Origin of the sequence: Marinobacter sp. M5B (assembly GCF_042604615.1) — a bacterium.
GTDB lineage: Bacteria > Pseudomonadota > Gammaproteobacteria > Pseudomonadales > Oleiphilaceae > Marinobacter > Marinobacter salarius.
In genome coordinates this window covers 107,543-129,492 of sequence record NZ_CP156894.1, presented here as the reverse complement: position 1 = coordinate 129,492, position 21,950 = coordinate 107,543, and the positions used below count along the sequence as shown (strand labels likewise).

The following is a 21,950-nucleotide window of genomic DNA, read 5'->3' as shown; positions in this document are numbered from 1 at the left end:
GATGACAGACATTACCTCATGTTAACGAGGTGCAAATGCTAACAATTCTCATTGTCTAAATCAAAACCATCAGTTCTTACAACGAGAGGCGCTCGACGGCCAGCCGGGAAACGGCATTCAACTCTGCCCCGTCCGACGTTGCATAATCGCTGATCTGCTGTTTCATACTCCGGGCCCAGAACTTCCTGATGTGGGTGGCGACCACCTCCGCCGCCTCGCCCTCATCGCCATGATGGAGGTTGTTATCACTGATCTGGTTGATCATCTTGATCAGGTTCCGCAACTGCTGGTCACTCATGCTCGCGTTCCTCGGAAGGTTGGCCACTGTCGCCCCGATTGTAGATGACATGCCGCCCAGGGCGGGCGAACCCGATCAGGGTCATGCCGGCCGTTCGCGCTTCCCGGACCGCCAGTGCCGTGGCCGCAGAGACAGCCACCAGGCAACCGATACCGACACTGGCACTTTTCTGCACCATCTCGAAGCTGGCGCGACTGGAAACCAGTGCAAAGCCATCGTCGAAGGCCGACTCGCCCTTCTTGTGTATCCGTGCGCCGATCAGTTTATCGAGTGCGTTATGACGGCCGACATCTTCCCGAACCAGTTCGATGCGGCCCTGGCTATCGCACCAGGCTGCACCGTGGGTGGCGCCGGTCTGTTCCTGCAGGGGCTGGTAGTGCCGAAGGCTGCTCAGAGCGCGCTGAACGTCTTCATCATCCGGTATCGGGCGAAGCGGCACGCGTGGGATCGCCCGGACCGCATGGGCCAGGGATTCGGTGCCGCATAGCCCGCAGCCGGTTCGTCCGGTCATATTCCGTCGCTGTTGGCGCAAACGGGCAAAACAGTCGCCGGCGATGTGCATCTCGATAGCGATGCCCTCGTCGACGGCATGTACGTTCAGGTTAAACAACTGCCCGGGGCTGTCGATAATGCCTTCGGTCAGACTGAAACCCAGTGCAAAATCCTCCAGATCACAAGGCGATGCCATCATTACCGCATGGGATATGCCGTTATAAACCATCGCCACCGGCACCTCTTCGGCGACACTATCCTGACCGGGGGCGCCCTCAATGCCCCCATGAACCTCCACCGGGAGGTCACAGGACGCTGGCGCACCCTTCTCAGGGTCCGGCCCCATCACTGGCATGACTGCCAGCTCCGGGTTATTTGAGTGCCGTGGCATCGGGTTGCTCCATATGGCTGGCCGACGGTTCCAACAACCCTTGCTGGCGCTGGTCAAACTGCTCGAAGTGGCGTTGCCATTCCGACGGCTGCGAGACCTTCTCCACCTGCACCGCAGTCACCTTGTATTCCGGGCAGTTGGTGGCCCAGTCAGAACTGTCGGTGGTAATCACATTGGCACCGCTGCCCGGGTGGTGGAAGGTGGTGTACACCACCCCCGGCAACATGCGATCACTGATTCTTGCCCGCAGGACCGTCTGGCCCACACGGCTGGTGATGCCCAGCCAGTCGCCCTCGCGGATGCCCCGGAGTTCGGCATCGCTGGGATGAACTTCCAGTACATCCTCCTGATGCCACTGGCTGTTCTCGGTGCGTCGGGTCTGGGCACCGACATTGTACTGGCTCAGGATGCGACCGGTGGTCAGCAACAGCGGGAACTTGCGATTGGTTTTTTCCTCGCTGGCAACATACTCGGTGACCGCAAACTTGCCCTTGCCGATCGGGAAATCGAGGGTGTGCATGGTGGGCGTGCCGTCGGGATGCTCGTCGTTACAGGGCCACTGGATGCTGCCCAGTTCGTCCAACTTGTCGTAACTGACACCGGTAAACGTCGGCGTCAGCCGGGCGATCTCATCCATGATATCGGACGGATGACGGTACTGCATCGGATAGCCCAGCGCGTTCGACAATGCCATGGTGACTTCCCAGTCTTCCATGCCCGCCACCGGCGCCATCACTTTACGCACCCGGTTAATGCGGCGCTCGGCGTTGGTGAAAGTGCCGTTCTTTTCCAGGAACGTCGAACCCGGCAGCAGCACATGGGCGTACTTGGCGGTTTCGTTGAGGAAGATGTCCTGCACGATCAGGCAATCCAGCGAACTGAGCGCGGCTTCCACATGCTGGGTATTGGGATCGGACTGGGCAATGTCCTCGCCCTGCACATACATAGCCTTGAAGCTGCCGGCGATGGCGGCATCAAACATGTTGGGAATCCGCAGGCCCGGCTCATCGTCAATGGCCACATTCCAGGCCTCCTGAAACCTGGCTCGAACGGCCGGGTCGCCCACATGCTGATAGCCCGGCAGTTCGTGGGGGAAGGAGCCCATGTCGCAGGAACCCTGAACGTTGTTCTGCCCCCGTAACGGATTCACGCCAACGCCTTCACGGCCGATGTTGCCGGTGGCCATGGCCAGGTTGGCAATGCCCATCACCATGGTGGAGCCCTGGCTGTGCTCGGTGACCCCGAGGCCGTAATAGATGGCGCCATTACCCGCTTCACCATAGGCCCGCGCGGCCTGGCGTACCAGGTCGGCAGACACCCCCGTGACCGCCTCGAGGGCTTCCGGAGAGTGTCGCTCCTCGGCAATGAATTCCCGCCATTGTTTGTACTGCGCGGGCTCACACCGGCTTTCGATGAACGTTTTGTCTTCCAGGCCCTCGGTCACAATCACATGGGCCAGGGAATTGATCATCGCCACGTTGGTGCCCGGGCGTAGCGGCAGGTGAATGCCTTCGGTGCCGTGAGGTGTTTTCAGCAGGTCGATGCGGCGTGGATCGATCACAATCAGCTTCGCGCCCTGGCGCAGCCGCTTGCGCATCTGGGAGGCGAACACCGGGTGGGCGTCGGTGGGGTTGGCACCGATTACGATCATGGTGTCAGCCTTCATCACCGAGTCAAAGGTCTGGGTCCCGGCGGACTCGCCCATGGTGGTCTTCAGACCAAAGCCGGTGGGTGAATGACAGACCCGCGCACAGGTATCAGTGTTGTTGTTGCCGAACGCGGCGCGGATCAGCTTCTGCACCAGATAGGTTTCCTCGTTGGTGCAGCGTGAGGAGGTGATACCACCGATGCTTTCCCGGCCATATCTGGCCTGGGTGTCCTTGAGCTTTCTGGCGGAGAACTCGATGGCCTCCTCCCAGGACACCACTTTCCAGGGGGCGTTGATGGAGTCCCGGATCATCGGCTCCTTGATGCGGTCCTTGTGGGTGGCATAGCCAAAGGCAAAGCGGCCTTTCACGCAGGAGTGACCGTGGTTGGCATCGCCGCCCTTGTAGGGAACCATGCGCACCAGCTGGTCGCCTTTCATCTCCGCCTTGAACGAGCAGCCCACGCCGCAGTAGGCGCATGTGGTGACCACGCTGTGCTCGGGCTGGCCGGCGTCGATCACGCTCTTTTCCATCAATGTGGAGGTGGGGCAGGCCTGCACGCAGGCGCCGCAGGACACGCACTCGGAATCCATGAACGGATCGTTCTGGCCCGCAGATACCTTGGAGTCGAAGCCGCGGCCGTCAATGGTCAGGGCAAAGGTGCCCTGCACTTCCTCGCAGGCGCGCACGCAGCGGGAGCAGACAATGCACTTGCTGGGGTCGAAGCTGAAGTAGGGGTTGGAATCGTCCACTTCCACGTCCAGGTGGTTCTCGCCCTCAAAACCGTAGCGCACTTCCCGCAAACCCACGGCGCCGGCCACGTCCTGCAGTTCACAGTCGCCGTTGGCCGGGCAGGTCAGGCAGTCCAGCGGGTGATCGGAAATATACAGCTCCATGATGTTGCGCCGGAGCTTGCCCAGCTTGCCGTTTTGGGTGGTGACGGCCATGCCCTCGGACACCGGCGTGGTACAGGAGGCCGGATAGCCGCGGCGGCCCTCGATCTCCACCGCGCACAGGCGACAGGAACCGAAGGCTTCGAGGTTGTCCGAGGCGCACAGTTTGGGGATGTTGATACCCGCCAGTGTTGCCGCCCGCAGCACCGAGGTGCCTTCAGGCACGGCAATGTCGGTGCCGTCAATGGACAGGCTGACCAGAGTTTCGGAGGTGCTGGGCGGCGTACCGTAATCAATGTCCGGATTCAGGGTTGGTTCGGCCGTGTTTGGATCGTAATAGTGCAACATTGTTCGTGCCTCCACTCGCGTCGGTCAGGCCGTCAGGTCGTCCGGGAAATGTTTCATCACACTCTGTACCGGGAACGGGGTCATACCGCCCATCGCACAAAGAGAGCCGTCAACCATGGTCTCGCACAGCTCTTCCAGCAGCACCAGATTGGCCTCCCTGTTTTCGCCGGCCCGAATGCGGTCAATCACTTCCACACCACGCACCGAGCCGATCCGGCACGGCGTGCATTTGCCGCAGGACTCCACGGTGCAGAACTCCATGGCGAACCGGGCCTGTTCACCCATATCCACGGTGTCGTCAAACACCACCACGCCGCCATGGCCGACACCCGCGCCAAGCTGGCCGAAGGCCTCGTAATCCATGGGCGTGTTCCACTGACTTTCCGGCATATACGCCATCAGCGGGCCACCCACCTGGACCGCTTTCATGGGGCGGCCCGAGAAGGTGCCGCCACCGAAATCTTCGAGGATCTCCCGCAAACTAACGCCAAAAGCCAGTTCGATCAGGCCGCCCTGGCGGATGTTGCCCGCCAACTGGATCGGCAGGGTGCCCCGTGATTTCCCCATACCGTAGTCCGCATAAGCATGGCCACCCTGAGCCAGAATGAATGGTACGGCGGCAAACGACAGTACGTTATTGACCACGGTGGGCTGGCCGAACAGCCCTTTGATCGCGGGCAGGGGCGGCTTTGCTCGAACCAGGCCGCGCTTGCCCTCCAGGCTTTCCAACAGCGAGGTCTCCTCACCACAGATGTAGGCGCCCGCCGCCAGCCGCACTTCCAGATCGAAGGCACGACCGCTGCCCCGAACATCCTGGCCCAGATAGCCTTCGGCTTCGGCACGACGGATCGCTTCATTCAGAATGCGGTGCGCCACCGGGTATTCCGACCGCAGATAGATGAATCCCTGGGTCGCCCCAACCGCCAGCCCGGCAATGGTCATGCCTTCGATCAGCATGTAAGGGTCACATTCCATGGCGAGCCGGTCTGCGAAGGTGCCGGAATCACCCTCATCGGCGTTGCAGACGACGTACTTCTGCTGCTGCCAGGGCTCATCGTGTACGGTCTGCCACTTGATACCGGTGGGAAAGGCTGCGCCACCCCGACCACGGAGGCCGGAGGCTTTGACCTCGTCGACAATGCCCTGGGGCTCCACGCTGATCGCCGTTTCCAGGCCGTCAAAGCCGCCATGATCACGATAGTCGGTAATCGACAGCGGATCGGTGATGCCAATACGGGAAAAAGTCAGGCGTTGCTGGCGTTTCAGGTAGGGAATATCGGCCACCGGGCCAAGAAACAGAGGATGGTCGGACGCACCATCGAACAACCCGGCCTCCACCAGCCCCTGAACGTCATCCGGTTCCACCGGGCCATAGCCGATCCGGCCGCTGGCCGTCTCGACTTCCACCATTGGTTCAAGCCAGAACAACCCTCGGGAACCGTTACGAACCAGTTCAATAGCCACACCCTGAACTCCGGCATGGTGTTCTATCAGTCTCGCCACGTCATCCGCGCCCATGGACAGGGCGGTGGTATCGCAGGGCACGTAGATTCTGGTTGCCATCATCGATGCTCCCGTGATTACCGGATGTCCAGCGCGGACGTGGTGAGCTTGTCCGCCAGGCGATCAAACTTCTGCGGCGTCATGCGGCCGTGGATATCGTCATTCACGCGGATGGAAGGGGCACAGGCGCAGTTGCCCAGGCAGTAGACAGGCTCCAGGGTAAACTCGTTGTCGGCTGAGGTGCCGTGATAGTCCACCCCCAGGCGGTCCTTGATATGCGCTTCAAGCATGCGCCCACCCATGGCCTGACAGGCCTCGGCGCGACACACGTGAATCACCTTGCTGCCCACCGGATGAGTGCGGAAATGGTGGTAGAAGCTGATCACACCATGGACTTCGGCACGGGTCTGCTGCAGCGCCTCAGCGATGATGGCCACGGCGCCCTCGGGGATGTAACCAATCCGGTTCTGGACGGCGTGCAGGATGGGGAGCAGGGCGCCAGGCTTGTGTTTCAGGGCGTCCATTTCCGCCCGGACCATGTCAGGTGTCCAGTCGCGGGCGTAAGCCATGGCGCCGAGTGATTGCTGATTCACCTCTGACATATGCATATTTGTTCCTATTATTTCTTGTTCTGTTACAGTATCTGAACAGTGATAGCCATACGCTACCACTCCATCATCGCCGACGGAATATGAATAGGAATGCATAAGAAAAGGCTGTCTATTTCCCCTGCCTGGGTCTTCCGAACCGATAACGGTGAGCTGTTCGAGCCGGTATTATTCCGCCTGCTCGAAACGATCCGCGACAGTGGCAAACTGACCGCGGCGGCAGAGGCGGCCGGCGTGTCTTACCGCCACGCCTGGAACTTGCTCAATCGCAGTTCCGATGTTTTCGGAATGCCACTGGTGATCATGCGCAAGGGGCACGGCACCGAGCTGTCCGCCCTGGGCGAGAAATTGCTGTGGGCAGATCAGCGGGTCAAAGCCCGGCTCGGGCCTCAGATCGACAGCATGGCGTCCGAATTTAACGACCAGATCCAGCAACTGCTGGCCGGTGAGCACCCGGTCCTTCGTCTTCACGCCAGCCACGGGTATGCCGTGGCCCTGCTCCCGGAGTTCTCTGACCGCGTTGAAGTCAATCTCCAATACCGCAACCCCGAAGAGGCACTGACCGCCCTCAATCGCGGCGAATGCGACCTGGCAAGCTTTCACTTTCCCACCTGCCCGGAACGGGCCCGGGAAATCATGGCCCATTACCAGCATCAGCTGGCCGGCAAACGATTCCGGCTGATTCGTTTTGTCACCCGGCGCGAAGGCCTACTGATGCGCAAAGACGCCCCGGTGAAGGTCCACAACCTGTCGGAACTGGCCGCTTCCGGGCTCCGTTTTATCGGCCGTGACCGCCATTCCGGCACCCGCATCCTGTTCAACCTTCTGCTACGTCAGGCGGGACTCACTGAAAAGAGCATCAACCGCTCGCCTCAGCACGAGTTCACACACACTGCCGTCGCTGCCTTTGTCGCGTCGGGAATGGCGGATGTAGGCTTCGGCGTGGAAGCGGCGGCCAGCCAGTTCAACCTTGATTTCGTGGAAATGGCCAGCGAGCACTACCTCCTGCTCTGCCATGAAGAGCGGCTGGGGCAGGACAACCTGTCGCACCTGATTGAGCTGATGCGCTCGCAGGCCTTTATCGATCGGATCGAACACCTTCCCGGCTATGAGCCGGACAGTCCGGGAACCATCACTACCTTTGAACAGTTACTCGCAGGCACAGGCTGAACCGAGTCGAAAATCCCCTTAAATGGTCTCGCATAAAAAAGCCGGACGTCGGTCACCCGACATTCCGGCTTTCTTGCGGATGGCGCCAGCCTGTGGCTGCTCAGTCTTTACGTAAATCCGGATTCAGCGTGTAGGTACCGGTCACCCGGGCGCTGGCCAGAACGTGACCTGCCATGGCTTCACGAACTGCGGCACCATCGAACTCACCATCCAGCCCCAGAGTTTCAACATCCAGCGCGTGCACTTCGTAGTGGTAATGATGGAGGATCTCATCGTTCCAGGGCGGACAGGGACCATCGTAACCGGCATAGGTTCCTGCCATGTCGGGATTGCCAGCCAGGAACTGGGTGTAGTTGTTCACGCCACGAATACCGATCGGGCCCGGACCGGGCTCCTTTCCCTTGGGAATCACACCATCGCTGTCCTCGCCCTCGGGGATGCGGGACGTGGCGGCCGGCACGTCCACCAGCAGCCAGTGGAAGAAATCCACCCGGGGAATGTCCTTCGACACGGTTTTGCCTTCCTGATTGACGTCGTCCGCCACGCTGGGCACGTCCGGGTCAAACATCATCACCACGAAACTCCTGGTGCCCTCCGGCGCGTCCTCCCAGACCAGTTCCGGGTTGCGGTTGGGGCCAAAGCTCATGTGGTCCTGTTCGCTGTAGACACCAAACGCGAATTTCTCCGGCACCGGCTGGCCTTCTTCAATACCTCGAACCTTGATTTTCACAGTCCTGTTCTCCTGTACCCTTGATGGTTTTGCTTACCTGATAGCACGGTTTTAACAGTGGCGTTGTGGGTCTGTCCAGATCCATACCGTACCCAAGTTCAATTCTTGGCTGGCTCCAGGCGTGTTACGGTTGCTCAAGATTCGCTATGAAACCAGAGGAAAACCATGAGCCACGACAAGCCAACCAGGCCCCAGAACCCCGACAATCAACAGGACGAAGACGCCATTGCTTTCGCCCAGGGGTTGTTCGAACTGGCCCGGAATGGTGGTGCCGGCCCCCTCAGCGTGATGCTCAACGCCGGCGTACCCGTGGACATCCGCACCAACACCGGTGACAGCCTGCTGATGCTCGCCTGCAGCAACGGCCACAAAGACACCGCGCGCCTGCTGCTGGAACAGGGTGCCGACCCCAACCTGGCCAACGACCAGCTACAAACGCCCCTGGCCAGCGCGGTGTATCAGGGCAATACCGACATTGTAGACCTGCTGCTGACCTCCGGCGCCGACGTCGACCATCGCCCGGCAGGCGCCAAAACACCGCTGATGGTCGCCGCCATGTTCAATCGGGTGGATATGATTGGGCGTTTGCTGGAAGCAGGCGCGGATAAATCGTTGAAAGATGAGGATGGGCAAACGGCAGAGGATCTGGCCCGGACCATGGAAGCGAACGAGGCTATCGGGGCGTTGTCGTCGTAGCGGCAGAATCACGAACAAAACGCCTCAGCGTGACTTCGACCGTCACCGCCAGGGTTTCGAGTGTCTCGGCACGAACCCGCCCCTCCGCAGGCGCCCGGTAAAAATGCGGCGTCATCGCCAGCAGATCGGCAATCGCCTCCTGGCTTTCCAGGGTCAGTGAATAACGAATCGTCTCTGTCCCCAGACTCAAAAAACCTTCAGGCACGTCAACAGCTGGCGGCTTTTCGGGTTTGAGCGACGGATAGATAATCTCCCGCAGTTCCCGCAGGTGATCGGGGCCAGCGTCGGCCTGGATCAGGATGCCGCCGGGTTTGAGCACACGGGCAAATTCGCTGTAGACGGGAAAGCCGAACAGGCAGAGTACGCGGTCCAGGGTGCCAGGCAATACCGGCAGGTTGGCATTGCTGCCCACCACCCAGCGCGGGCGCTTGTCCTGTTTGGCGGCGGCCAGGGTGGCCCATTTGGAGATATCCAAGCCCATCAGCGAGAACGACGCTTCCGGGTTTTCCGCCACCAGTTGCCGCAGGTAGTAGCCCTCACCGCACCCTGCGTCCAGACAGGCCAGCCTGGTGTCGCTGGCATTGCCGGGCATCACAGCTTTGCTGACGGCCTCGACAACCGGCCGGTAGTAACCGGCGTTGAGGAAACGCTGTCGAGCCGCCACCATCTCCTTGCTATCACCCGGGTCCAGCGAACGCTTCTTCTGTACCGGCAGCAGATGCAGGTAGCCCTGGCGGGCGACATCGAAACTGTGGCCAGCCGGGCACTGCCAGCAAGTACCAGAATTGCTGAGAGGGTCACCATCCAGCGGGCAGGCGAGGGCGTTGAACGCGTCCGTGCTCATGGGCAGGAAACCTCCGGAGTTACCATCCGGCTTGAGAACCAGCGGGCAAATGCCCAGAATAACGACGCAGCGATCAGACAAGGGACGCCACCGTGAAGGGCGAGATTATCCATTACACCCGGGACGCACTCGGTGGCATTCTGGTGGTCGACTATCGCAAACATCGGGTGATGACCTTTGATTCGGTGTTTGAGCAAAGCAAGATAGATCGCCGCAGGCCCCATCTTCCCGTTCATGAGTACAGCCGCGCCATGCTGTTGCCAGTTGCCTTTGCACAGCCCGCACACGCCACGATTCTTGGCCTCGGCGGCGGCGTGATGGCCAGTGCGCTGCTGCACCTGCTGCCGGAGTGCCAGGTCCACGCGGTGGAACTGCGGCCCCGGGTGCTGGAGGTGGCCCGCGAATACTTCAGCCTGCCGCATTCCGCTAACCTGACGATGACCATCGGCGATGCCAGGGACGCCCTCGGCAAAGCGCCGGACGGTAGCAGCGACCTCATCCTGGCCGACATGTACAACTCCGACCGCATGAGCCCGGCCCAGGCCCAGCGGCAGTTTATCAGACAATGCAGCCGGGTACTTGGCGACGACGGCTGGCTCGCCATCAACTATCATCGCACGCCGGACATCAATGGTCCGTTGTTCCACCAGCTGCGCGCGGGGTTTGCAGTCCTCCTGCTGTTCAAGAGTAAAACCAACAACACGGTGATCTTCGCCAGCAAGCGTCCCTTTGAAGCCCTGCACACCAAAGACCCCTCCCTGGTGGCGCTGGAAAACCGCCTGCCTATCGACTGGCGACGTTTAATGGGGCGGGTGATTCGCCTGAACTGATCGACCTCTGCTTTCCTTCTCAGCCTTCATTTCTCCTCACAAAGTAGCACCTGCCCGGCCCGGAGGTCGCATTGTGCCCGCATGGCAAATCTCTAGCATGGATCTGACCAACAACAAGAAATCGATGGAGAGAGACCATGCCCTTGCGGCTATTGCTGCTGTTGGTCCTAGCCTGTTTTCCCCTGGCGACGTATGGCGCCCTGGACGATGAGAAGCAGACGTTAATCCAGGAACTATTCCCCAAGGCCACAGACATTCGTGACCGGTTGCCGGACTACCCGGTGTACCCGGTGTATCAGCTTCAGGAGCTGATAGGCTACGCCTACGAATCCCGCGATATCAGTCCACTCCAGGGCTTTGCCGGGAAACCCGTCAGCATGTTGATCGGGCTCGACAGCCGCGGCCGCTTTACCGGCATTCGCATTCTCAACCATCACGAACCGGTGTTTCTCCATGGGCTGGGCGAGGAGCCACTGTTCGAGTTCATTGATCAGTACGAGGGCCGCTCACTCACCGAACAGATCATTATCGATACGTCGGGCTCTCGCAGCGGCAAAAGCCCGGATGGCAACGTGGTGCATTTCGATGGAGTGAGCAAAGCCACCGTGTCGGTGCTGATTATTAACGACACAGTTCTCTCGTCAGCTCTCAAGGTGGCGCGGAAAAAACTGGAGGGGTTTACCCAGGCACCTGCTACCCGGGCGAAAACCGATCTCTACCAACCGCTGTCGTGGGCGCAACTGATCGAACGGGGGTACATCGGCCACTGGCGTATCAGCTCTGCGGCGATCGAACAGAAACTGGGCTCGCCCCTGGTGGATTATCCCGAGGCGTCGCAACCTGACCCTGGCGAGCCTTTCGCCGAGCTGTTTTTCGGCTACATCAACGCACCAATGGTGGGCCGCAATCTGTTGGGCGACGAAGGTTTCCAGCGGCTGAAAGAAAAGACGGGGCCAGACGCCCAGATACTGGCCGTCATGTCCCGCGGACTTTACCCACACCTACCGGATGGCTTCACCCCAGGAAGCTCACCGGATCGCCTGGGATTGCAGCAAAATAGTCTGTCGCTGGACATTCGCGATATCAACGTGTTCGACCAGAACATACAGATCAACGCCGACGGCATGCCGGAGTTCGCCCGGACAACCCTGTTCCGGGTCGGCGGCAACGCAGGCTTCAATCCCGGTGCCGAAGCGACTCTGAAGCTGGGCGTCACATTGCGGAAGAATCACCTGGTTGCCGACAGCACCGAGCTGGAGATCCCGATGGCCTTTGCGCAGGAGCTGTTCGAAGCCGTCGAGGTGGCACCACGGCCAGAAGACAATCGCCAACCGGTGTGGATCGGGCTATGGAAGGAACGCTGGTTGACCATTTCCCTGTTGGTCCTCAGTCTCACCCTGTTGACGGTGTTCTTCGCCCGTCAGCGCACCCTGAGCCGATATCCGAAACTGGTGCATCGGTTCCGCTGGGGCTTTCTGTTCTTCACCCTGTTCTTTATCGGCTTCTATGCTCAGGGTCAGCTTTCGGTGGTGAATATCTACACCCTGTTCCTGGCCATTTGGGACGGTTTTTCACTCAACGTATTCCTGATGGACCCGGTGCTGTTTATCCTGTGGACCTACACCTTTATCAGCCTGTTTGTCTGGGGGCGCGGGCTGTTCTGTGGCTGGCTCTGCCCCTTTGGCGCGTTGCAGGAGATGGCGGCCTGGTTGGGCGAGAAACTGAAGCTCCGCCAGGTGAAAGTACCGGAAAAATGGCATCGGCGGCTGATTCTATTGAAGTACCCGATACTTCTGGTGCTGGTGGGAACGGCGTTCTATTCACTGGAACTGGCGGAGAAGCTGGTGGAAGTGGAACCGTTCAAAACCGGCATCACGCTCTTCTTCGTGCGTTATTGGCCGTTCGTCGGCTATGCCGTTGGCCTGCTGGTGGTGGGCATGTTCATCCACAAGTTCTACTGCCGCTACCTTTGCCCGCTCGGGGCCGGCTTGGCGGTTCTGGGCAAGCTACGCCTGTTCAGTTGGCTGGACCGGGTGGAGCTGTGCGGCAAGCCTTGCCAGCACTGCAAGAACAGTTGCGGAATCAATGCGATCCATAAAGATGGCCGGATTGACTACAACGAATGCATCCAGTGCCTGGAGTGCGTGGTGATTCTGAAAGACCAGAGCCAATGCGTGGACAAGGTGCTGGAGAAGAAACGCCAGCGGCAAGCGCAGATACTGGCAACGGATGCGGGCTGAACCGCACCCGTAGCGTCAGGGAATCGTTCCGTTACTTCTTCTTTTCCCAGGCAAACTTCTGGAATGGCTCGTCAACCGGCGTTTCCGCAATGTGGTTGATGTAGTTGCTCATGACTTTCTGGGACAGCACCAGAATCACTTCCAGTACCTGACGATGCTTGTAGCCAGCACCATAGAACGCATCCAGGTCTTCCTTACCGACATTGCCTTTCTTGTGCATGACAGCCAGCGTGAACGTCCTCAGGGCTTCAAGCTTGTCACTGGGCAGTGGCGTCTCGTCGCGCAACGCGTTGATGATGTCGTCCGACACTTCCATCATCTTGGCGATTCCGGTGTGCGCCGGTACGCAGTAATGGCAGGCGTTCTCTACGTTGATGGTCTGCCAGACAACGGTTTTCTCATCATTGTCAAAACTGCTTTCCAGCACCAACCGGTGCAAGGCCTGATAACCCTCAAGAGTTCCTGGTGCTTCTGCCATGATCCCGTGCAAACTGGGAATCATGCCAAAGCCCTTGACTGAATTTTCCAGAAGCGGTTTTGATTTTTCAGGCGCCGATTCGACATCGTGAATGGTGAAATCCGTCATAACACTCTCCTTTCGGTTAATATTGAGCGTTCGTTCAATTACAGGTCCACGGTAACTGTTTTTGAGCGATCACTCAAGTTATCATTACGAGGAATTAAATCACCCGTCGTTGGCAGGTACCCATGGCCAGAAACGCTCGTTACGATCGACAAATCGCGCTAGACAAAGCAATGAACCTGTTTTGGGAGCGGGGCTATGCCGGCGCTTCCATGAAGCAGATTGAGCAGGCTCTGGACATGCGCCCTGGCAGCATTTATGCAACCTTTGGCAGCAAGGATGGACTGTTCAGCGAAGCGCTGGCTGCCTATGCACAGAGAAGCGGGCTGGAACTGCGCGAGCACCTGGCTGGAAGTCCGTCGGTGATGGACGGGCTGCAAGAGCACCTTCGTTGCATCGCACGACAGGCCAGCCCCGGCGGCGAGTCGCCATCCCGCGCCTGCATGGTCGTCAAAACCCTGCTCGAAGCCAGCAACACCAATACGGCCATTGCAAACCAGGCGAACACGATCCTGAGCGCCATTGAGCAGGCCCTGACTGAACTTCTGGAGCAGGCGAAACGCCAGGGCGAGCTGGCACCAGGAACCCATTGTGCCCGGCTGGCAAGACTGCTTCAGGCACAGATCATTGGCCTCCGGTCTTTTGCCCAGCGGGAGATCAGCTCTGAACAGGTCGCTGAGCTTGCCGAAGACATGGCAGCCATGCTCGATCACTATCGTGCCCGCCACTAAACCCCGCCCGCTCAGGGCCTGCCCCGGATATAGGTACTAACGGCGAATTGTCCCTGTCACAACAGTGCGTTAGCATTACCGCTCTGTGTCGTTGCCTTCCCCAGTGAGGACAGCCAAGGGTTTTTGACGAGAGTTCTTGGCTATCTTCACTTCAGGAACCCTTGTCATGGATAATCTGCATCACATCGTCGTCGTAGGCGGCGGCGCGGGCGGTCTTGAGCTGGCCACCCGCCTCGGTAACAAACTCGGAAAGAAACGCAAAGCCCGTATCACCCTGGTCGACGCCGGCCTGACCCACGTCTGGAAACCCCTGCTTCACGAAGTGGCCTCCGGCTCGCTTGATGCCAACGCCAACGAAATCAACTACCGGGCCCACGCACGCAAGCATCACTATGAATTCCAGCTCGGGCGCATGAACGGCCTGGATCACAACGCCAGGGAAGTGATCATCGCGCCATTCCACGATGAGGACGGCGGCGAAGTCGTGCCGGAACGCCGCATCGGTTATGACACCCTGGTGATTGCCGTGGGCAGTACAGCGAACGACTTCGGAACCCCCGGCGCCCAGGATCATTGCCTGTTCCTGGACAGCCTCAACCAGGCCCGGCGTTTCCACAACCTGATGCTTAACGCATTTTTGCGTAAGAACCACGATGCCCAATCCGGCAATGGCCATGAACTGCCCATCACCATCATTGGCGCCGGCGCAACCGGCGTTGAACTGGCAGCGGAACTGCGACTGGCTTCCAGGGAACTGCCCATATACGGTATGAATCACCTGCGGCCGGAGGACGTATCCATTACCGTTGTCGAAGCCGCTGACCGCATTCTGCCGGCGCTGCCGGCCCGGCTCTCCGAGGCCGCAACCCGCGAACTGGATCACCAGAATGTCAGGGTGATGACTGGCGAGCCCGTCAGCGAAGTCCGCGATGGCGTGGTGGTGCTCAAAGACGGCACGGAAATCGCCTCGGAGATGACCATCTGGGCCGCCGGCATCAAGGCGCCTGCGTTCCTGGCAACACTGGACGGCCTGGAAACGAACCGTGGCAACCAGATCAAGGTGAAGCAAACCCTGGAGGCCACCACGGCTCCGGACATCTTTGCCTTTGGCGATTGCGCCGAGTGCCCCCAGCCCCAGTCAGAACGGCCCGTACCACCGCGTGCTCAATCCGCGCACCAGCAGGCGGACACTCTTTTCAAGACCCTGTGTCATCGACTGGAAGGCCGTGAGGCGGTTCCGTTTGTCTACAACGACCATGGTTCGCTGATCAATTTCAGCCGCTACACCACCGTGGGGAACCTGATGGGGAATCTCTCCGGTCGCAGTATGTACATCGAGGGCAAAGTCGCGCGCCTGTTTTACCTGTCGCTCTACCGCATGCACCAGGTCGCGCTGCACGGCGTCGTTCGAACCGGAATCATCTGGTTGATGGACCGGATAAGCCGGGCCATGCACCCGCGCCTGAAACTGCACTGATCCGCTCGTGACCCTGCTATCATCGAGACATATTCCCAGGCCGGAGCAGGAATGGATCCGCTAGTTACTCTGATCGGCGCTCTGATGCTGGTCATCAGCATCATGCTCAGCCCGCTGTCCAGCAGGCTGGGCATGCCGGTACTGCTGATTTTTCTCGTGGTCGGCATGATCATGGGGGAAGACGGTCCCGGTGGCATCCTCTTCGACGACTTCGAGCTGGCGTTCCTGATTGCCAACCTGGCGCTCGGCGTGATCCTGCTGGATGGCGGCATGCGCACCCGGGCAGAAACCTTTCGTGTCGGTCTCCGCCCGGCATTGGTACTCGCTTCCGTTGGCGTATTCCTGACCGCCTCCGGGGCCGGCCTGGTGGCCTGGTGGGTGTTTGACATGCACTGGCTGACAGCACTGCTGATTGGCGCCATTATCTCCTCCACCGATGCAGCGGCAGTGTTTTCACTGCTTCAGGGGCGCGGCCTTCATTTGAACGAACGGGTCAGTGCAACCCTGGAAATCGAGTCCGGCAGCAACGACCCGATGGCGATTTTCCTGACCCTGATGCTGGTCACCATGATTGAGGCAGGCGGAACATCCGAAGGCTGGATGGCGATGATGATGCTGGTGAAGCAATTCGGCATTGGCGGTGCGGTAGGCGTCGCCGGCGGTTTTATCGTAGTGGAACTGGCCAACCGGGTTCGGCTGACCCCGTCGCTATACCCTTTGCTGGTGGTGGCCGCCGGCATCATGGTGTTCTCCGGCACCAACGCGCTCGGAGGTAGCGGTTTCCTGGCGATCTATCTGGCCGGTGTGGTGGTTGGCAACCGCCCGGTTCGAATGATGCCGATGATTCTCCAGGTTCACGATGGCCTGGCCTGGCTGGCCCAGCTATGCCTGTTCCTGATGCTGGGGTTGTTGGTCACGCCCTCGGAACTGTTGCCTCTCGCCGGGGGCGGTCTGATCCTGGCGCTGGCGCTGATTTTCCTGATCCGGCCGCTGACGGTGATGGCGACACTCTGGCCTTTCGGTTTTAATCGACGCGAGCTGGGCTTTATCAGCTGGGTTGGTTTGCGAGGCGCCGTGCCCATTGTGCTGGCGTTATTCCCGATCATCGCCGGGCTGCCGGAGGCGCAGCTCATCTTCCATGTTGCCTTCTTCATCGTACTGGTGTCGCTGGTGGTCCAGGGGACCACCATGGCGCCACTGGCCAGGAAGCTGCGACTGGAAGTCCCCGCAGGTGAAGATCCCTACCGCCGCCTGCCCCTCGATGTCCCGGCCGCCGGGGACCACGAACTGATGCTGTTCCCGCTCCGGGGCGGTGCCTGGGAGTCACCCAGGCCCCTGGGCCAGCTCCGTTTACCGGACAACACGGCCATCGCTGGCGTTTTCCGCAAACGGACGTGTTATCAGCCCAGCCCGGATATGGAAGTCGCCAGCGGCGATGTACTGGCAATGTTTGCAACGCCAGCGATGCTGTCCGAGCTGGGCAAAGCCCTCAGCGGTCGCCATGCACCCAAATACCTCGCCGAGCGCGCCTTCTTTGGCGACTTCGTGCTCAATGGTGATGCTCTGCTGGGGGATGTGGAGCAGGTCTACGGCATCGAGTTTGACCAGCTGCCCCCAGAATTGTCCCTGGCGGAGTGCTTTGCGCGGCGCACCAAAGGGCATCCGGTGGTGGGCGACAAGGTGGTACTGGGCCCCGTTACCCTGGTCGCAAGGGCAACCGAGGCCGACCGGGTGACGAAGGTAGGCCTGAAAATGGACAACCAATAAAAATCTTTAACAAAAACACTCAAAACCCTGGTTCGATTAACAAAAGTCCTGTGCTATAAAGTGTACAAAGATTAATCATTGACTCCTTATGCTACTGAAAATGTCGATTTCACTCTCCGGCACCGGCCGGTCCTCAGTTGCCATTGCCAGCTTTCTGGCCTTTGCTTTCTCGTTGTTGCTGGCGCCCCTATCCCCGCTATCGGCATCGGAGCTGCCGATGGGTGCCATGGATGAAACGCCGGAAGTCAGCGAGGTTCTGGTTCGCAAGGAAGAGCGCAGGCTTTACCTGCTGTCCGGTGACCAGGTGGTGCGCAGCTACCGTATCGGGCTGGGCGACAACCCCTCGGGGCACAAGCTCTACGAAGGGGATAAGCGCACCCCCGAAGGTAAATATGTGCTGGATTGGCGTAACTCCAACAGCGATTTCTACAAATCCATCCACATTTCCTATCCCAATGCTGAAGACCGCGAGCAGGCTTCTGCCTGGGGGCTCGATCCCGGCGGTAGCATCATGATTCATGGTTTGCCAAACGAAGCCGGTGATATGGCATTCGCTTTCCTCGGATTGGACTGGACCGATGGTTGCATCGCCGTCAGTAACGAGGAAATGGACGAAATCTGGCAATTGGTGGCTGATGGTACGCCAATACGGATTGTCCCCTGACACTGATCCAATCCCCGCTTCATGCGTAGATTCTTGCTGCAATATTAAGTTGTTGTCATAACCTAGGAACTTTTACGTATCCTTAGTTAACATTTCTGTCTAGACTGATTTACACTGTTTGACGATGTCGTTGGCCAAACGCTAACGACCCCGTTTTGACAGAATGTCTGCACCAACGACTTCTGGAACGCAGGAAATAAAACGACCAATAAGGGGATATACAATGCGTAAACTGACGATCGCAGGGTTTGCACTGGCCACCGCACTGACCGCAGGTTGTGCGACAACCGACCAGGGCGCTCTCGACGAAGCAAATGCAACCGCTTCTTCCGCCGAGCAAACCGCTGAAAATGCACTGAACACCGCTAACAGCGCTTCCAGCGCTGCACGCTCCGCTCAGCGCACTGCTGACGAAGCACTGGCTGCCGCCAAGGCTGCCCAGAAGGCTGCTAACGAAGCCAACGAGCGCGCCAAGCGTATGCTCGAGCGTGCCAGCCAGAAGTAAGGCTGTTACGTAAAAAAAGGCCGGGATTCGTCCCGGCCTTTTTTGTGGGCGCCTGGTAGCACTCATCAGGATTCGTCGTTATCGCTCTTCGGCTTCTGTGGTGAGGGCGTTTTGCTCATAAAGGCAGACATCATTTCCATCGGCAGCGGGAACACAATCGTGGAACTGTTGTTGGTGCTCATATCCGCCAGGGTTTGCATGTAGCGCAGCTGCATTGCTCCAGAGTTGGCGGACATAACTTCGGCCGCTTCAACCAGCTTTTTCGATGCCTGCAATTCACCCTCCGCGTGAATCACCTTGGCACGACGCTCCCGCTCTGCCTCCGCCTGACGGGCAATGGCACGAATCATCGACTCATTCAGGTCCACGTGCTTGATTTCAACGTTGGCGACCTTGATGCCCCATTCCTCGGTCTGGGCGTCGATAATACTCTGGATATCCGAATTCAGCTTGTCACGCTCTGAGAGCATTTCATCGAGATCATGCTTACCCAGTACCGAACGCAACGTCGTCTGGGCCAGTTGACTGGTAGCAGAGCCGAAATCCTCGACCCGTATAATCGCACGCTCAGGGTCGACCACCCGGAAATACAGCACGGCATTGACCCGCACGGTCACGTTGTCTTTCGAGATAACGTCCTGGCTTGGCACGTCCAACGCAATAACACGCAAATCCACGCGGGTTATCTGTTGGATACCTGGGATTACGATGATCAGGCCAGGCCCTTTGACACCCTGAAAGCGCCCCAGGAAGAAAACCACGCCACGCTCGTATTCCGGCAGAATCTTGATCGCCGACCCAAGAATCAGCAGGAGCACCACCGTGGGTGCGATATAGGGAATCAGGTCTGTGATGTTCATAAGGCCTCCTTCGTTGGCTTGATCGCCGGGTAACCTGTCAACATTCTCCAGGCCGGCGTCAGGGTTCCGCTTTGTCGGCTTCGACGTACACCGTCAAACCTTCCAATGCAGTCACCCTCAGCTTGTCACCGTTGCCTACTGGGGATTTGCAGGCGGCATTCCAGCGTTCACCGCTCATGCGCACGTGCCCCCTGAAATACCCGTCGTCTTCCTGAAAGTCATCAAGTGCGGTCACTCTCTCGTGGACAATCTGTTCGCTTCCGCTGACCGGGTGCTTCCGGCGCAAGCCGATGAACTTGATGACGGTCCAGAGGATAAAGCCGGCCGCGACCAGTGCCGTGCCACCGATAGTGGGCAGTGAAATCTCCTGATGGCTGCCGTCCATCAGTATGATGGAACCGGCTACAAACGCGACAATCCCCCCTATGCCCAGTATGCCGAAGCTGGGCATAAAGGCCTCGCCGACAATGAAGGCAAGCCCCAACAGAATCAGCGCCAGGCCCGCGTAATTGACGGACAGCACCTGGAAGGCAAACAGTGCGAGGATCAGGCAGATAGCGCCAATCACACCCGGGAATATCGCCCCGGGGTTGGATAATTCGAAGATAATGCCGTAGAAGCCGATGATCATCAGGAAGTAAGCGACATTCGGATTGGTGATCACCGATAGCAGTCGCGTGCGCCAGTCCGGGTCTGCTCGCGTCAATTCAATGTTCGCGGTGGCCAGCGTTTTCTCGCCATTGGCCATTTTCACGGTGCGCCCGTCGATCTGCTGCATCAGGCTGTCCATGTTGTCAGCCACCACATCGACCACGTTCTGCGCCAGCGCTTCTTTGGCGCCCAGGTTGACGGCTTCGCGCACTGCCTGCTCCGCCCAGTCGGCGTTGCGGCCATGTCGCTCCGCCAGGCCACGGATGTAGCTGACGGCATCTTCCAGAACCTTACGCTCCATGGCCGTGCCGCCTCGGCGTTTATCGGAGGCGTCATCCTGCGCCGATTCCTCGTTTCCGGCGCTTTCCTTGTCATCGGGATTGGCATCCCCGGCGTCTTCGGCAGGCTTCTGTTCCTCGGAGCCGGGCAGCCCGCCCATCTGGACCGGCGTGGCCGAACCCAGGTGGGTGGCCCCTGCCATGGCCGCCACGTGACTGCCATAGAGAATGTAGGTGCCGGCGCTGGCGGCACGCGCCCCTGCCGGCGACACCCAGGTCACCACGGGTACCTCTGAAGAAAGGATTTCCTTGATGATACCGCGCATGGATTCCATCAGACCGCCAGGGGTATCCATCCGGATAACAAGCAACTCGGCACCTTCGGACTCGGCGCGGCGAATGCCACGCACCAGGTAGTCCATGGTGGCAGGGCCGATAGCCCCGTCGACGGTCAACACAAGACCTGTGGGTGACTCGTCCTGCTGGGCGATAACCGTATGAGACAGAGAGGCCAATGCCAGCACCAGGCCCAGCAGGAACACGGCCAGCCACCAGTGCAGGCGGCCGGAGGGATTGGATTGGTTGGGTCGGTTAGCGATCATCACTCCTCCCCGGATCCGTTCAGCGGATCAGAGCCTTCGGTATCAGAACCAGAGGCGTTGCTTCTCACCTTTATTGCCATCTGGGGTACTTCGCATCGGCCCGGCAGACTCATCCGCGACGCGGGTCAGACGTTCACCCACCATCCGCGGCAGGCCGTCCGCCTGGTCCACAGCCAGTTCAATGGCCATGCGCTTCACTTCCACACCGGGCATTTTCTGGCGGAAGTCTTCCACCTTTTTCTGCACTTGCTTCCACAATTGTTCACGGTCCTGCTGACTGTAGTCTTCTTCAGGGCGGTGTACCTCCAGCCAGACCTCATTACCTTTCAGGCCGATCTTCACGGGCTCATGGATAACCTGCACCGGCGTGCCCTTACTGACTTCGTAGACAAACCGCGATATATCCTCGTTGTACATGCGGAAACAACCGTGACTGACCTGCATGCCCACTCCGAACAACTTGTTGGTACCGTGAATCAGGTACCCTTTCTCACTGAGCATCAGTGCGTGGGACCCCAGAGGATTACCCGGCCCCGGTGGAATCATCCTGGGCAGGTACTCTCCCGCAGCTTCGTATTCGGCACGGATGCTTGCAGGCGGATACCAGGCCGGCGACTCCAGTGGCATGGTCACTTCAGCGTTGGTCAGTGGCGATGGGTTGTCATCGGTGCCTACCCCCACCGGATAGACCTGTACCTTCCCCTCAGTAAAGTAGTACAAACGGTATTCCGCCAGATTGATGATTATGCCCTCGCGCTTTACATCCGGAAGCACGTAGTGCCGGGGCACAGTTATCCGGGTGCCATCACCGGGCAGCCAGGGATCAACACCGGGGTTGGCCTTAACGAGTTCCAGATAACCAAGACTGTTCTGATTGCCAATGGCCGCAAAGGTGTCTTCATAGCGGGTGGTCATCACCGACAGCTCCCCGGCCAGATCCCCGTCAATGGAAAACCGGGGAACACGGGGCTTCTCGGGGGTGTCGCTTTTTCCTTCGGCTGTAGTCAGTTCCTGACCCCCGGCCTGCGCTTCCGTTTCGGCACCAACCACGTTGGCCGACACCAGGGCCAGCAAAACCAGCAGAAAACCTGTCAACTGCGTTCGATACATAGCGTCTCAATCCGATATCCGGTCTGCGGCGAC

The 21,950-nt window shown here is 59.3% G+C and carries 20 protein-coding genes; 9 read left to right on the top strand and 11 right to left on the bottom strand.

The genetic code is table 11. The annotated features are described in order from the left end of the window. Window positions 1-76: 76 nt before the first annotated feature. The 5 genes from AAGD24_RS00555 to AAGD24_RS00535 are packed head-to-tail and all read right to left on the bottom strand — an operon-like array spanning window position 77 to window position 6,140. Window positions 77-298, bottom strand: coding sequence for a formate dehydrogenase subunit delta (locus AAGD24_RS00555; RefSeq protein WP_075196346.1), 222 nt, complete (start codon window positions 296-298; stop codon window positions 77-79). Next, entirely contained in the window at window positions 291-1,181 is an 891-nt protein-coding gene (fdhD, locus tag AAGD24_RS00550) for a formate dehydrogenase accessory sulfurtransferase FdhD (protein WP_083637256.1), read from the bottom strand. The genes AAGD24_RS00555 and fdhD overlap by 8 nt, the downstream gene beginning before the upstream one ends. Next, complete coding sequence (fdhF, locus tag AAGD24_RS00545; RefSeq protein WP_379866201.1) at window positions 1,162-4,068, bottom strand: formate dehydrogenase subunit alpha; 2,907 nt, start codon at window positions 4,066-4,068, stop codon at window positions 1,162-1,164. Before fdhF ends, fdhD begins: the two co-directional genes overlap by 20 nt. 24 nt (window positions 4,069-4,092) lie before the next feature. Next, window positions 4,093-5,631: an NADH-quinone oxidoreductase subunit NuoF gene (locus AAGD24_RS00540; RefSeq protein WP_036207822.1), complete on the bottom strand. Its 1,539-nt coding sequence runs from the start codon at window positions 5,629-5,631 to the stop codon at window positions 4,093-4,095. A 17-nt stretch (window positions 5,632-5,648) separates the two neighbouring features. Further along, the gene (locus AAGD24_RS00535) at window positions 5,649-6,140 is read right to left on the bottom strand and encodes a formate dehydrogenase subunit gamma (protein ID WP_036207823.1); all 492 of its coding nucleotides are present in this window, start codon (window positions 6,138-6,140) and stop codon (window positions 5,649-5,651) included. A gap of 132 nt (window positions 6,141-6,272) precedes the next feature. Here AAGD24_RS00535 and AAGD24_RS00530 point away from each other — a divergent pair, with 132 nt between their 5' ends. Beyond that, window positions 6,273-7,349, top strand: a complete 1,077-nt coding sequence (locus tag AAGD24_RS00530; RefSeq protein ID WP_286810512.1) for a substrate-binding domain-containing protein — start codon at window positions 6,273-6,275, stop codon at window positions 7,347-7,349. Between the two features lie 100 nt (window positions 7,350-7,449). Here the strand turns inward: AAGD24_RS00530 and AAGD24_RS00525 are convergent, their stop codons facing one another. Next, entirely contained in the window at window positions 7,450-8,079 is a 630-nt protein-coding gene (locus tag AAGD24_RS00525) for a YbhB/YbcL family Raf kinase inhibitor-like protein (RefSeq protein ID WP_036207624.1), read from the bottom strand. A gap of 165 nt (window positions 8,080-8,244) precedes the next feature. On the opposite strand from AAGD24_RS00525, the gene AAGD24_RS00520 reads away from it, so the two are divergent. After that, window positions 8,245-8,775 carry an ankyrin repeat domain-containing protein gene (locus AAGD24_RS00520; protein ID WP_085678122.1) on the top strand — a complete coding sequence of 177 codons (531 nt, stop codon included), beginning with the start codon at window positions 8,245-8,247 and terminating at the stop codon, window positions 8,773-8,775. Here AAGD24_RS00520 and AAGD24_RS00515 read toward each other — a convergent pair. Continuing rightward, window positions 8,753-9,700 (bottom strand): putative RNA methyltransferase, encoded by a 948-nt coding sequence (locus AAGD24_RS00515; RefSeq protein ID WP_379866198.1) that lies wholly within the window; start codon window positions 9,698-9,700, stop codon window positions 8,753-8,755. The two genes, AAGD24_RS00520 and AAGD24_RS00515, sit on opposite strands and share 23 nt — an antisense overlap. Before the next feature lie 11 nt (window positions 9,701-9,711). Here AAGD24_RS00515 and AAGD24_RS00510 point away from each other — a divergent pair, with 11 nt between their 5' ends. Further along, window positions 9,712-10,449, top strand: a complete 738-nt coding sequence (locus AAGD24_RS00510; protein WP_379866196.1) for a spermidine synthase — start codon at window positions 9,712-9,714, stop codon at window positions 10,447-10,449. A 137-nt stretch (window positions 10,450-10,586) separates the two neighbouring features. Next, window positions 10,587-12,689 (top strand): NosR/NirI family protein, encoded by a 2,103-nt coding sequence (locus tag AAGD24_RS00505; RefSeq protein WP_085678127.1) that lies wholly within the window; start codon window positions 10,587-10,589, stop codon window positions 12,687-12,689. 31 nt (window positions 12,690-12,720) lie between these two features. Here the strand turns inward: AAGD24_RS00505 and AAGD24_RS00500 are convergent, their stop codons facing one another. Further along, complete coding sequence (locus AAGD24_RS00500) at window positions 12,721-13,275, bottom strand: carboxymuconolactone decarboxylase family protein (protein ID WP_127402062.1); 555 nt, start codon at window positions 13,273-13,275, stop codon at window positions 12,721-12,723. 122 nt (window positions 13,276-13,397) lie between these two features. Here AAGD24_RS00500 and AAGD24_RS00495 point away from each other — a divergent pair, with 122 nt between their 5' ends. The 5 genes from AAGD24_RS00495 to AAGD24_RS00475 all read left to right on the top strand — a co-directional run bounded on the left by AAGD24_RS00495 (window position 13,398) and on the right by AAGD24_RS00475 (window position 18,416). Beyond that, window positions 13,398-14,003, top strand: a complete 606-nt coding sequence (locus AAGD24_RS00495; protein WP_379866193.1) for a TetR/AcrR family transcriptional regulator — start codon at window positions 13,398-13,400, stop codon at window positions 14,001-14,003. 166 nt (window positions 14,004-14,169) lie between these two features. Further along, complete coding sequence (locus AAGD24_RS00490; RefSeq protein WP_036207642.1) at window positions 14,170-15,480, top strand: NAD(P)/FAD-dependent oxidoreductase; 1,311 nt, start codon at window positions 14,170-14,172, stop codon at window positions 15,478-15,480. Window positions 15,481-15,531: 51 nt separating this feature from the next. Beyond that, complete coding sequence (locus AAGD24_RS00485) at window positions 15,532-17,247, top strand: potassium/proton antiporter (protein WP_127402061.1); 1,716 nt, start codon at window positions 15,532-15,534, stop codon at window positions 17,245-17,247. 217 nt (window positions 17,248-17,464) lie between these two features. Then, window positions 17,465-17,911, top strand: a complete 447-nt coding sequence (locus tag AAGD24_RS00480) for a murein L,D-transpeptidase family protein (RefSeq protein ID WP_226910032.1) — start codon at window positions 17,465-17,467, stop codon at window positions 17,909-17,911. A gap of 223 nt (window positions 17,912-18,134) precedes the next feature. Further along, window positions 18,135-18,416: an Lpp/OprI family alanine-zipper lipoprotein gene (locus AAGD24_RS00475; protein ID WP_007154661.1), complete on the top strand. Its 282-nt coding sequence runs from the start codon at window positions 18,135-18,137 to the stop codon at window positions 18,414-18,416. A gap of 65 nt (window positions 18,417-18,481) precedes the next feature. On the opposite strand, the gene AAGD24_RS00470 is transcribed toward AAGD24_RS00475, so the two are convergent. The 3 genes from AAGD24_RS00470 to AAGD24_RS00460 are packed head-to-tail and all read right to left on the bottom strand — an operon-like array spanning window position 18,482 to window position 21,917. Continuing rightward, window positions 18,482-19,276 (bottom strand): slipin family protein, encoded by a 795-nt coding sequence (locus AAGD24_RS00470; RefSeq protein ID WP_041332783.1) that lies wholly within the window; start codon window positions 19,274-19,276, stop codon window positions 18,482-18,484. Window positions 19,277-19,334: 58 nt separating this feature from the next. Continuing rightward, the gene (locus AAGD24_RS00465; RefSeq protein WP_127402060.1) at window positions 19,335-20,807 is read right to left on the bottom strand and encodes a nodulation protein NfeD; all 1,473 of its coding nucleotides are present in this window, start codon (window positions 20,805-20,807) and stop codon (window positions 19,335-19,337) included. 42 nt (window positions 20,808-20,849) lie between these two features. Then, the gene (locus AAGD24_RS00460; protein ID WP_127402059.1) at window positions 20,850-21,917 is read right to left on the bottom strand and encodes a L,D-transpeptidase family protein; all 1,068 of its coding nucleotides are present in this window, start codon (window positions 21,915-21,917) and stop codon (window positions 20,850-20,852) included. Window positions 21,918-21,950: the final 33 nt, after the last annotated feature.

Coding starts and splice junctions, on each gene's coding strand:
- AAGD24_RS00555 (WP_075196346.1), bottom strand. CDS start 298: ATGAGTGACCAGCAGTTGCGGAACCTGATCAAGATGATCAACCAGATC.
- fdhD (WP_083637256.1), bottom strand. CDS start 1,181: ATGCCACGGCACTCAAATAACCCGGAGCTGGCAGTCATGCCAGTGATG.
- fdhF (WP_379866201.1), bottom strand. CDS start 4,068: ATGTTGCACTATTACGATCCAAACACGGCCGAACCAACCCTGAATCCG.
- AAGD24_RS00540 (WP_036207822.1), bottom strand. CDS start 5,631: ATGGCAACCAGAATCTACGTGCCCTGCGATACCACCGCCCTGTCCATG.
- AAGD24_RS00535 (WP_036207823.1), bottom strand. CDS start 6,140: ATGGCTTACGCCCGCGACTGGACACCTGACATGGTCCGGGCGGAAATG.
- AAGD24_RS00530 (WP_286810512.1), top strand. CDS start 6,273: ATGCATAAGAAAAGGCTGTCTATTTCCCCTGCCTGGGTCTTCCGAACC.
- AAGD24_RS00520 (WP_085678122.1), top strand. CDS start 8,245: ATGAGCCACGACAAGCCAACCAGGCCCCAGAACCCCGACAATCAACAG.
- AAGD24_RS00505 (WP_085678127.1), top strand. CDS start 10,587: ATGCCCTTGCGGCTATTGCTGCTGTTGGTCCTAGCCTGTTTTCCCCTG.
- AAGD24_RS00500 (WP_127402062.1), bottom strand. CDS start 13,275: ATGACGGATTTCACCATTCACGATGTCGAATCGGCGCCTGAAAAATCA.
- AAGD24_RS00495 (WP_379866193.1), top strand. CDS start 13,398: ATGGCCAGAAACGCTCGTTACGATCGACAAATCGCGCTAGACAAAGCA.
- AAGD24_RS00490 (WP_036207642.1), top strand. CDS start 14,170: ATGGATAATCTGCATCACATCGTCGTCGTAGGCGGCGGCGCGGGCGGT.
- AAGD24_RS00485 (WP_127402061.1), top strand. CDS start 15,532: ATGGATCCGCTAGTTACTCTGATCGGCGCTCTGATGCTGGTCATCAGC.
- AAGD24_RS00480 (WP_226910032.1), top strand. CDS start 17,465: ATGGGTGCCATGGATGAAACGCCGGAAGTCAGCGAGGTTCTGGTTCGC.
- AAGD24_RS00475 (WP_007154661.1), top strand. CDS start 18,135: ATGCGTAAACTGACGATCGCAGGGTTTGCACTGGCCACCGCACTGACC.
- AAGD24_RS00470 (WP_041332783.1), bottom strand. CDS start 19,276: ATGAACATCACAGACCTGATTCCCTATATCGCACCCACGGTGGTGCTC.
- AAGD24_RS00465 (WP_127402060.1), bottom strand. CDS start 20,807: ATGATCGCTAACCGACCCAACCAATCCAATCCCTCCGGCCGCCTGCAC.
- AAGD24_RS00460 (WP_127402059.1), bottom strand. CDS start 21,917: ATGTATCGAACGCAGTTGACAGGTTTTCTGCTGGTTTTGCTGGCCCTG.